Here is an 11,518-nt window from a genome sequence, read left to right as displayed (position 1 = left end):
TTGTGTGTTATTTAATGATATATGGATTTTCGTTTTGGTAATTACGCATTACAAAATCTAGTGCTGCTTTTAGTAATTCTCCCATGTTTCTAGCACGTTTAAACTTAACATCTCCTGTTAAATCGAACAAGCCAAGTTTTAATTGTTTAATTTTTTCGGGTGAAGAAATCGTATCTCTCTTCATACAAAGAATTAGATGACGCAAACGTTTTTGTTCACTCTTTGCGCGTTTTGCAAGTAAGGAGCGCTCCTCTTTTCTGTATTGTTTTATTGAACCTTTGGCTAAAACTTCAATACTCATTTGAACAAGAGCATTGTTTTCTTTTAAAAACTGAGGTTTATATACTTTAGGGTTGCCTTCATAACTTTGCTGGTCGAAATCGACTGCACGAATACGGTATTGTTTACGGTCGAAATCGTGTGTAATTACAATAACGTAGTTATACGAACGCATATCTGCCAATAATCTAACAAAGCAACGTTCGTTAAATTTAACAAACTCCTTTGCTAAGGCTCTTTTGTCTTGCTCTGTAATGGTATGTAAATGATCTTTTATATAGGTGTCTCCTGGAATTCCAGAAATATGTTCTTCGATTAAAGTGTCTTTATGAACTAGAAAATTAATGTGATTTGGTGATAGAATATCCTCTAATTCTAAACCATAAATACGAGAAGCATCCGCTTTTTTTATGTAAAGAAAAATATAATTGTCGTTTAATACATTTCTAACTTTAACACGAAATGGTTTTGTATTCCCAAAGGTGCAAAAATCGATACTATCAATATTTAAATAAGGTAGAATACTATCGCTTCCATCGGAATGTAAAATGGAATACATTTGCTTTAGGCTATTTTGTATTTCTTCACGTTCGTGCTCTGCATAATAGCAGCTTATCCAAAGTGTGTCTTCATCTTTTTCGTCGAAAATTTCTATAGCGCCTTGAAAGCGAAGTAAGTCTTCATAGAAAATTGGTATTTTTATATTTCGTCCTTGTACAGTTAAGTAGTTAGAGAGTTGAGCAGTAATGGGATAGGCAGGCTTTTTTTTAGAAATTAATTTTTCGTTCATAGTTATATTGGAAAGTCTATAAGTTAGCTAAAAATTACGTAAAATACAATGCATGCATAATATATTTTGATAATTAGCTTTATAGTAAATACGAAATTGAAATAGAAGTGGATTTTTTATAATCTCTAATTTTCTGTATTAGAATGGTTTGTTTATTAAAAATAATTATACCTTTGCCTCATAATTATGAAAAACAACAATTTAAATAGTATTTGTAAACAGGCCTGGATGTCAAATTCCGGAAGCTAGAGCGTATACTATTATTACATATTTAATAAGCGTTCTATTTTTTTATAGAACGCTTTTTTTTTACACAAAACTGAATGAATATTTTAAACTTAATTTCGAATAATACCAGTAAGATTGCACGTATTTATATGTGTAAGAAGTCTTATATGTCCCGATATCAAAGTATTTAGATTGAGTTAAAACTTAAATTTTTAATCCCTTTGATTTTCTTTTAAATCAAAGGGATTTTTTTATACCTAGTATTATGAAAAAAAGAATCACATTATTATTACAAAGAGAAGAAGTGCTTACAGAGCTTAAAAGCTATACAAACGTTTTAATAGGCTCGTTTATATTATCTATAGCCTATGTAATATTTATTATACCGCACAATATAGTGCCAGGCGGTATTTTGGGATTAAGTATTGTTATTAATAAGCTTACAGGTATGTCTATAGGTGTAGTTGCTTTACTTATAAATATTCCTTTATTACTTTGGGGAACAAAAGTATTGGGCGGAAAAACAGGTGTTAAAACTGCTTTTTCTATGGTATTGGTTTCTTTTTATATCGATATTTTTTCAAAAATTTTAGGAGATAAAATTTTTGTTGAAGACGTTTTGGTCTCTTGTTTATTTGGCGGTGTTATTGTTGGTTTTTCTGTTTTTATGGTAATGAAGGCAGGAGCGACCACAGGAGGAAACGATATTTTAGTTCGTATTCTGGCAACCAAAATAAAACTTCCTTTTAGTCAGCTTATTTTAATAGTTGATGGTGTCGTTATTTTACTTGGAATTTTTGTGTTTAAAGATTTTACAATGGCAGCCTATAGTATTGTCGCTATTATTGCTATTAGTAAAACAATAGGATATTATATTAAAAAATCGACAACGCATATGACGGTTTTTGTGTTCTCTAAAAAGAACTTACTTATTCAAGAAGCTTTTTTAAACTTTGAAGAATATACCAATACTATTTTAAAGCTGATTCATCATGATTCTCAAGGAAAGTTAATATTAATAACCAGAAATGCTAAACAGTTAGAAGCTATTAAAAGCGTTGTCTATAGTGTGGATGCCGATGCTAATATTAGTGCATTAGAATCTAATACAGAATCTATTTAAACTTAAAAAAAAGAAACATCTATAGAGCGGTGTTTCTTTTTTTTAATCAGTTGTGCAGAACGTGAAAACGATAAAAAATATAAATAATAGAATAGTATAGATTTGATTTTTGATTAAATATTTGAAAATTTCAATACCTATACTAAAAGTAATCTAATAGAGATTTTAATTAAGCTTCTTTTAGAATTACCTTTTTATAGGTTAACTCAAGTATAAAACAAAATAAGATAATTCCAAGTGCAATAAAAACGCCAGTTCTGTTACTTGAAAATTGCTGAATTATTAAGGTTACAAAAGCAATAAAACAGAATAAGCTCGCTGTAAAATGAATCCATTTTTTAGATTTTAATTCCTTGTGTTTTTTAAAGCCAATATAATTGACAATGGAAAAAATTAAAAGGAAACCTGCGCTTCCTGCCGTAGAGATGCTTTGTAAATTAAAGATATTTACTAGCAGAATAGATAATATAGCTGTTAACAATAAACCTATTGGCTTGCCCCAAAACATATGGCAAAAGTATTTGGGTAACTCGTTATCCTTAGCAATATTATAATTTACTCTTCCGCTACCTAAAATAGTTGCGTTTATTGCTGAGAACGTTGAAATTAAAGCAGTGATAGTAATGATTGTAAATCCTATTTTACCAAGAATGGGCTCAGCAGCTTTGGCTAATACATAGTCTTCGGCATTGGCAATTTCTGCAAAAGGAAGAGAGCCTACCGTAACAATAGCAATTAATATATATAGTACAATTACAAAACCAACGGCTCCAAAATAGGCTTTTTCGGTATTTTTCTCTCTATCTTTTAAATCGGAAATGGAGTTGGCTATTAACTCAAAGCCTTCATAGGCTACAAATATTACCATTCCACCGGATAATAAAAGTATTGGACTTTCCCAATTGCTAGGTTTTAGTTGGTTCAGGTTTTCAGAATGGATAGAAAAGCCGTAAAAACCTACGCCTATAAATGCTATTAAAATGATTAATTTTATTATAACAGCCACAGATTCAATTTTACTAACAAGCGCTATACTTAGATAATTAATTACAAGAGCGAGAACAATAATTGCGGTTTGACAGATATGAGCATCTACAGATTTTTCGCCAGTAATAGGAATTAATTCGGCACCATACGAGCCAAAGGCCGAAGCATATAATGCTAGCATAACAATGTAGCTTATCCAAAGTAAATTATTAATACTACCAGCAAATACACCATTACCAAATTGTTGATGTACAAAACTTACAGTACCACCATCTTCAGGAAATGCTTTAGATAACTTGGCATAGGAATATGCAGTTAACAACGCAATACAACCAGCGAAAAGAAAAGCTATTGGTGTTCCGCCTTTTGCTAAAGAAACAGCAAGGCCGAGAACAGCAAAAATACCACCACCAACCATGCCTCCAATTCCAATTGAAATGGCTTCTTTTAATCCTATTTTATCGTTCATGTTTTATTAGCACTTTATTTTTTATGACTGTTTAGTTTTGGTTGATTGAAATTAATTTCGATCTTTTTTATACTCTATAGTTTTACAATATAGAATATTTCTATTTATTAAAAAGCAGTTGTAAAGTCTTGTCTTTAAAAAATGTATTTTCAAATTTTAAGTCAATTCTATTGAAAATGAAGCTGTTTTTTAACTTGGTAGAAGCGAATAAAAAAGAGTGTTATGAGTTTTCGAACTTTTCTATCATCTCCTTAAATAAGCCTAACAAAAATACTAGTTTCCCGGAATCTCCAGAAGCGTTAAATACTTGGTTTTCAATTTTCACACTATACCAATCTTGTTTACTATTCTCATTAAGAATCCTTGGTATTTCTATATTTTTTAATGAAGTATTTGATAAATCAATTTCTACATCCCAACCTGGATTGTCAAGTGTTGAAATATGTATTCCGTCACCATGTTCCCAATCTCCATCACAATTGTTTTTAAACCAATGTTGTATCCACTCTGTAATCTCCATTTGTATTAAGTTGTTTTGATATTATTTAAGCTAGTTTTAGGCTTAGCTGTTAAAGAATAAATGTAAAATAATTTTAAACGAAATTAGCTTAAAAAAAGATAATAAAGTCAAGTATAAAAAAACCACCTTGAAAGGTGGTTTTTGAAATTTCGTTTAACGTTGTTGTATCTTGTTTGTTGCGTGTATTAAGCAACTAATTTAATAAATAAATCCTAACTAAGAAAGTCCGTTTAGACTTTCGTAAGCAGGCTAGAACTAGCAATAAATTATACGAGGTTAGGCAACGTTATTTTTTTATTACGTTATTATTAATCTTTAGAAATAGAGTATCATTTCTACCTTCAATAAAATAATATTTCACTCCATATTCTGGATGCGTTCTTATAATAGATATAGAATCAATTTTTTTGTTTTTAGAATAAAGATATAAATATTTTTCTATCCAAGTAGCTCGTTTATTTAATTTAAAATAACCTTTTTCGTTAGTTATAGATATAGTGTCGGGATGATCTCTTGCCACAACCTTTATGTTTTCTAGAGGCATATTATTTTTATAGATATAGCCTTGATAATATGATATCTTATTTGAGCAAGAAGATATTAAAAAAATAAGAAATAGAAGTTTTATTAGTTTCATTCTTTCGTTATTTTAGTTAACCAAATTAGACTTAAAACGTCTTTTTCAGAAGCAATATATCTATTATAAAGATGTGGAGGTGGACTTATTGGGTAATAAGGCATTATGTCAATCTCTTCATCAGCAGGATAATTAGAGGCATCAGATTTCATTTTTTGAGTTATTGTGTTAACACTTCCTTTATGACCATAAGAATAGAAAGTGCCACCATAAGCTTTTAAAATTGTATGCCCAATTTCGTGAGCAGAAGTAAATTTAAACTCGATATTCTCGTCATTACTATTTTGATAACCCCAACCATTGGAATACTTAAGATATCCAACATTATAACATACTGCTTCTCTTGAAATAAGATTTCCAACAGCTGAAATAGGGTCTTCAACGGTTCCTGGATTCCCAGAACGCATCCATTTTCTATTAGTATTAAATATTAAACTTACATCATCCATTACATTTTCTGTGGTGTTTATTGTATTAATAAATATTTCATAAACTTCTCCATTAATATCTACATTTTTAGCAATGTAATGATTTTTATTTCTTCCCCAATGATAGTTTAAACCATCTATTGCTAATTTTTCTAAATCTTCAAAACTTTTTGTTCTTGTTTTTATGGGTTCTTTTGAGGTTAAATCTTTCTTTGGAATTTTATTCCAATTTCTTAAACCTTTAGCACCACCATCTTTTAGGTTTACACGAAGTGTAATATCAATACGTTTATTGTTTTTGTCAATCTTAGCATCTACCCAATTTACTTCTTTATATTTAAAAGAGAACTCTGTACTTTCTGCGGTTTTTTCATTTCCATTTTTACTACCTTTTACACGTGCTTTGAATTTTCCTGATATAAAATTAGTGTTGTGGTAAATACCATTACTATCAAAACCGTCCCATTCTAATTTATATTTACCTTTTGGATAATTACTTTGCTCGTTTTCATTATCTGTAGTATTAGAGTTTGAAGAATTCCCAGAGCCTTTTGCTGTTACAACTACTTCATCTAGAGTTTGTTTTCTTGAATAATAGGTTTGTATAACTTTGTTATTGTGTAGAAACTCTACTTGAAAATCGTCAATATCATTTTCTGTAATTTCTATTTCAAATTCTATATTTTTGTTTTCGGGAGTTCCCGAAAACGCAGGAACACCAAGTGGAACAAATGTTTTTTTATCTGCTATGTGTTTTATGCTAATTCCAAATTCATCGTTTTCTTCTTCTTCTTCTTCTTCTTCTTCACGTATTGTTGGTTCAATTTCAATAAACGGATTATTTGGATTCCAAGATTCTTCGAAAACAACTCCTCTTATTCTTGCAATTCCCCAACCAATTTCAATATTCATATGTAAAGGGAGATTATTTTTAGCATCAAAATGTTCTGATAAATTTAGAATTTGTGCGTTAGCAAATTCTATTTTAAAAAGTACACTTAAACCATCTCGTTTATAAAATATAATTTCTCCTTTACACTTGTCTGTTGGTGAAAACATATTTTCGTAAAAGAAACTGTCTTCTACTGTAGATTCTATTGAAAACATTAATTTTCCACCAATTGGTTTTGTTGTAGGTTTTCCATTTGTGTCAAAATACCTTGAAAAGAATTGACTTGCATTGAGTATTACTCGCCTTTCGTCGTTAATAATTAGTACTGCTTTGAAACTCATGTTTTTATTCTTTTTTTTATCCGTTTCGTTTCGCCGATTGAGTGAGTATAATATTGCCTTATATTTCGTTGACACAAAATCGTTTCAATGTTTTATATCAGACGTTAAACGAAGTTATGCTAAAAAAATGACAAAGTCAAGCATAAAAAAACCACCTCGAAAGGTGTTTTTTTATTTTCGTTTAACGTTGTTGTATATGGTTTGTTGTGTGTTTTAAGCATCTATTTTAGTAAATAATTACCGACCAAGAAAGTCTGTGAGGACTTTCGCAAGTAAGCAAGAAGCCAGCAATAAATTATATACGGTGTTGGCATTTCGTTATTTTTTTTCAGCCTCGAATTTTGCAGTCATTTCCTTATGTTTTTCTACATCCCAAGTTATATTCCAATTTGATATATATTCTTGTAAAGTACCAAGTCCGACTTCGGCTCTTCTTTCATCAACTTTTTCAGGATTTTCGATTGGTGAGACATAAAATTCACCTGATTCTTGGTTTCTCCCAATTTGACTACCGTAAATTTGTCTTTTTCCAGTTCTTAAAGATACTCTGTCTTCTAATAATGCTAAACTACTTGGGCGTGCATTATTTTTCTTAACTGCTTCTCTCATCATTGGTAAATACTTTTCCTGTATTTCTATCTGTGAATGTTGAATGACTAAAAATAATGTCGAATTTCCTTGTCCTCCAATTATGTCTTGACCGAGCCAACCTCTTTCGTCAAGTATCTTTTGTATTTTTATGAGATTGATAGAGTCTTTTTCGTTTATGGTTTTCCAATGAGCTTTCATTTCGTCCGAATCTCTACCATATTTTTCCTCAACCTCGTTAATTTGTCTTCTTAATCCTTGATCTTCTTGATATATTGTATCAAGGATTGCAACTAAAGGTTTATCTAAATCTTCTTCTGCTTTTTCTTTATTGCTTTTGACTAAATCTAAAACTTCATTCCATCTTTTATCAGAATGTAGCCTAGATAAATCGCTATCTGTTGTTATATGCGCATAATTTTTATAATTACCTTTTTCTGCAATTCTGAATAATTGAACAAATGATGAATCAATTTGATTTGCTAAAGCCCAAGAACAAGCAGCATTATATCTATCAGATGTATTTCCCTTATTACCAAGAGTTGTAAATGCCTCTGAATATTTCTTTGCTGATTCTAAATAGTTTTCGTTTTCATAAAGTTTCCAAGCTTGACTTTTCAATTCAGCATATTTTGCTCTTTCTTCTGAAGTAGGTGTTTTCTCTACGATATTTTCTTCATTTTTTTCTCCGTTTTTACAAGACGAAAATATTATTAGTAATACTAAAATTAAAATGTTTTTCATAGGTTTCTTGGTATGGTGTTAATGAATGTCAATATTTCGTTGACACAAAATCGTTTCAATGTTATAAATCAGACGTTAAACGAAGTTAGCCTAAAAAAATGACAAAGTCAAGCATAAAAAAACCACCTCGAAAGGTGGTTTTAGTCTTTCCGCGAAAGCGAAAAAATAGTTTTATTTAAGTAGTTTCTGGTTAAAAAGAATAACTTACTTAATCATCGCGTAAGAACGTTTTATAAAATCACTAAGTTCTTTTCCTTTTAATAAACCTTGAGATAGTCTTGCTAAGTCTAAACTTTGGTTTATTAAACGTTCTTGAATCTCTTTGTTGTCGGTATTTAAAATTTCGCCTACCAATTCAGAATTTGTGTTCACTGTTAAGTTATACATTTCTGGCATAGCACCAAACATTTGCATTCCACCGCCACCACCAGAAGCTTGCATTTCTTTCATTCTACGCATAAACTCAGGCTGCGTAATCATAAATGGAGAAGCATCACTATCTTGAGGCTCTAATTGTACCATGAATTTTTCTGAAGGTATTACACTTTTCAATAATTCGTCTAATACTTTAGTTTGATCTTCGTCTAATTTAGAAATCGTTGTTTCGTCTTTCTTAATTAACTTATCTATAGAATCTGCATCTACACGAGCAAATGTTATGTTCTCTTTAGTACTTTCTAATTTCTGCATTAAATGCGAAATAATAGGCGAGTCTAATAACAATACTTCGTAACCTTTAGCTTTTGCAGCTTCAATATACGTGTGCTGTGCATCTTGATCGCTTGTATAAAGAATTACCATTTTACCATCCTTATCTGTTTGGTTGGCTTTAATAGTGTTTTCTAATTCTTCGTATGTGTAATACTTATTATCTACAGTTGGGTATAAAGTAAAGGCATCTGCTTTTTCGAAGAATTTATCTTCAGATAGCATTCCATATTCTATAACCACTTTAATATCGTTCCATTTTGCTTCAAAATCTTCACGATTAGTATTAAATAACGATTTTAATTTATCTGCAACCTTACGTGTAATGTAAGATGAAATCTTTTTTACAGCACCATCTGCTTGCAAGTAAGAACGCGATACGTTTAAAGGAATATCTGGAGAATCGATTACACCACGTAACATGGTTAAAAATTCTGGTACAATACCTTCTACATTATCCGTTACATAAACCTGGTTTTGGTATAACTGAATTTTATCCTTTTGCATGCTCATATCTTGAGACATCTTTGGGAAATATAAGATTCCTGTTAAGTTAAACGGATAATCTACATTTAAATGAATGTGGAATAATGGATCTTCGTGTTGTGCAGGATATAACTCTCTGTAAAAGTTGGTATAGTCTGTATCTTCTAATTCTGTTGGTTGTTTTGTCCAAGCTGGATTAGGATTATTGATAATGTTATCTACAGTAATTTTTTGTTGAGGCTCAGTTGTTTCTTTACCTTCAGCATCCTTTGTAGTTGCAGGTGTGTGCTCTGGATCGTTAACTTCTTTAGTTCCAAATTTAATTGGAATAGGCATAAACTTGTTATACTTATATAATAAAGTATTAATACGTGCTTCTTCTAAAAACTCTGTAGAATCTTCTGCAATATGAAGAATAATTTCTGTTCCTCTATCTGTTTTATCTGAAGCTTCTAATGTAAATTCTGGAGAGCCATCGCAAGTCCAGTGTGCACCAGTTGTTCCTTCTTTGTGAGATTTAGTAATGATTTCTACTTTTTCTGCTACCATAAATGCAGAATAAAAACCAAGACCAAAATGACCAATGATTCCTGAATCTTTTGCTGAGTCTTTATACTGATCTAAAAATTCTTCGGCTCCAGAAAAAGCAATTTGGTTAATGTATTTTTCAACCTCGTCTTCCGTCATCCCTAAACCTTGATCGATAATGTGAAGTTTTTTACCTTCTTTATCAATTTTAATTTCGATTACAGGATTTCCGTATTCAGATTTAGATTCACCAATACTAGCTAAATGCTTTAACTTTAAAGTAGCATCTGTACCGTTACTTATAAGTTCACGTAAAAATATTTCGTGATCACTATACAAGAATTTTTTAATTAATGGGAAAATGTTTTCTACTGAAACATTAATATTTCCTTTTGCCATAATTATAATATTTATTTTTTATTTCCGCTTAAGCGAAAATTTCTTATTAATTTCTTCTTTGTAATAGTCAACAAAAATGCCAAGTGATTAAAAGTGACAAGATGACACTGTTGTAAAAAAAATTTGAGGATTTCATAATTAAAGCAAGTTATTATGCGTGCATAATTAATTAAAACAAATTTGAGATACATTATAGTTGAAAAACTTAAATTGCGCTTCAGATTACTTGTAATAATACAGTCTTGAGATTTCCGTCTTCGCGGAAGAAATAAAATAGCATTCTATGTACAATTCAAAAATAATAGGACTTGGTAAATATGTCCCAGATAATGTAGTAACCAACAGCGATCTATCTAAATTGATGGATACTAATGACGAGTGGATTACCGAACGCACCGGTATTAAAGAACGTCGTTGGGTAAAAGATGGGTCTGGAGATACAACAGCTACAATGGGAGTAAAAGCTGCCAAGCAAGCTATTGAGCGTTCTGGAATTGATAAAGATGATATCGATTTTATAATATTTGCAACCTTAAGTCCAGATATGTATTTTCCTGGGCCAGGAGTACAAGTGCAACATGCTTTAGGTATTAAAACTGTTGGTGCGCTAGATGTGCGTAACCAGTGTTCTGGTTTTGTATACGCATTGTCTGTGGCAGATAATTTTATAAAAACTGGAATGTATAAAAACATTCTTGTTATTGGAAGTGAATTGCATTCTCGTGGACTAGATAAAACTACTCGAGGAAGAGGAGTTACCGTTATTTTTGGAGATGGTGCAGGTGCTGCAATATTAAGTAGAGAAGAAGATAATACAAAAGGAATTTTATCTACACATTTACATTCTCAAGGAGAACATGCCGAAGAATTGGTACTTGTTGCACCCGGAATGGGAAAACGTTGGGTAAACGATATTTTAGCAGAAAACAATCCGGATGACGAAAGTTATTTTCCACACATGAATGGGCAATTTGTATTTAAAAATGCAGTGGTTCGTTTTAGTGAAGTTATTATGGAAGGTTTGGCTAAAAATAATTTAGATAAAGAAGCGATAGATATGTTAATTCCGCATCAAGCGAATTTACGTATTGCACAGTTTATACAGAAGAAATTTGGATTAAGCGACGATCAAGTATTTAATAACATACAGAAATACGGAAACACAACCGCTGCTTCTATTCCAATAGCTTTAACCGAAGCTTGGGAAGAAGGAAAAATAAAAGAAGGAGATAATGTAGTTTTAGCTGCCTTTGGTAGTGGTTTTACTTGGGGAAGTGTTATTATTAAATGGTAACAAATTCCTTAGAAAAAAGGAAACTCATAATTTTTTTGTCATTGCGAGTTACTTTTTAGGAACGTAGCAATCTCATA

At 30.9% G+C, this 11,518-nt stretch carries 9 protein-coding genes; 2 read left to right on the top strand and 7 right to left on the bottom strand.

Translation table 11 applies throughout. The features are described from left to right. Nucleotides 1-7: 7 nt before the first annotated feature. Entirely contained in the window at nucleotides 8-1,069 is a 1,062-nt protein-coding gene (locus ASC44_RS17225) for a hypothetical protein (protein WP_055448855.1), read from the bottom strand. A gap of 493 nt (nucleotides 1,070-1,562) precedes the next feature. Between ASC44_RS17225 and ASC44_RS17220 the strand changes: the two genes are divergently transcribed. Continuing rightward, nucleotides 1,563-2,420 (top strand): YitT family protein, encoded by an 858-nt coding sequence (locus tag ASC44_RS17220; protein WP_055448854.1) that lies wholly within the window; start codon nucleotides 1,563-1,565, stop codon nucleotides 2,418-2,420. A gap of 169 nt (nucleotides 2,421-2,589) precedes the next feature. On the opposite strand, the gene ASC44_RS17215 is transcribed toward ASC44_RS17220, so the two are convergent. The 6 genes from ASC44_RS17215 to htpG all read right to left on the bottom strand — a co-directional run bounded on the left by ASC44_RS17215 (nucleotide 2,590) and on the right by htpG (nucleotide 10,147). Then, nucleotides 2,590-3,876, bottom strand: coding sequence for an APC family permease (locus ASC44_RS17215; protein ID WP_055448853.1), 1,287 nt, complete (start codon nucleotides 3,874-3,876; stop codon nucleotides 2,590-2,592). 220 nt (nucleotides 3,877-4,096) lie between these two features. Further along, nucleotides 4,097-4,396, bottom strand: coding sequence for an immunity 53 family protein (locus ASC44_RS17210; protein WP_055448852.1), 300 nt, complete (start codon nucleotides 4,394-4,396; stop codon nucleotides 4,097-4,099). 286 nt (nucleotides 4,397-4,682) lie between these two features. Next, nucleotides 4,683-5,033, bottom strand: coding sequence for a hypothetical protein (locus tag ASC44_RS17205; RefSeq protein ID WP_055448851.1), 351 nt, complete (start codon nucleotides 5,031-5,033; stop codon nucleotides 4,683-4,685). After that, nucleotides 5,030-6,694 (bottom strand): type VI secretion system tube protein TssD, encoded by a 1,665-nt coding sequence (gene tssD, locus ASC44_RS17200; protein ID WP_055448850.1) that lies wholly within the window; start codon nucleotides 6,692-6,694, stop codon nucleotides 5,030-5,032. The genes ASC44_RS17205 and tssD overlap by 4 nt, the downstream gene beginning before the upstream one ends. 318 nt (nucleotides 6,695-7,012) lie before the next feature. Further along, complete coding sequence (locus tag ASC44_RS17195) at nucleotides 7,013-8,026, bottom strand: DUF6624 domain-containing protein (protein WP_055448849.1); 1,014 nt, start codon at nucleotides 8,024-8,026, stop codon at nucleotides 7,013-7,015. A 204-nt stretch (nucleotides 8,027-8,230) separates the two neighbouring features. Beyond that, nucleotides 8,231-10,147 (bottom strand): molecular chaperone HtpG, encoded by a 1,917-nt coding sequence (gene htpG, locus ASC44_RS17190; RefSeq protein ID WP_055448848.1) that lies wholly within the window; start codon nucleotides 10,145-10,147, stop codon nucleotides 8,231-8,233. 283 nt (nucleotides 10,148-10,430) lie between these two features. On the opposite strand from htpG, the gene ASC44_RS17185 reads away from it, so the two are divergent. After that, the gene (locus ASC44_RS17185) at nucleotides 10,431-11,441 is read left to right on the top strand and encodes a 3-oxoacyl-ACP synthase III family protein (RefSeq protein WP_055448847.1); all 1,011 of its coding nucleotides are present in this window, start codon (nucleotides 10,431-10,433) and stop codon (nucleotides 11,439-11,441) included. Nucleotides 11,442-11,518: the final 77 nt, after the last annotated feature.

The organism is Lacinutrix mariniflava (genome assembly GCF_001418015.1).
Lineage (GTDB): Bacteria > Bacteroidota > Bacteroidia > Flavobacteriales > Flavobacteriaceae > Lacinutrix > Lacinutrix mariniflava.
This window is presented reverse-complemented; position numbering and strand designations above follow the sequence as displayed.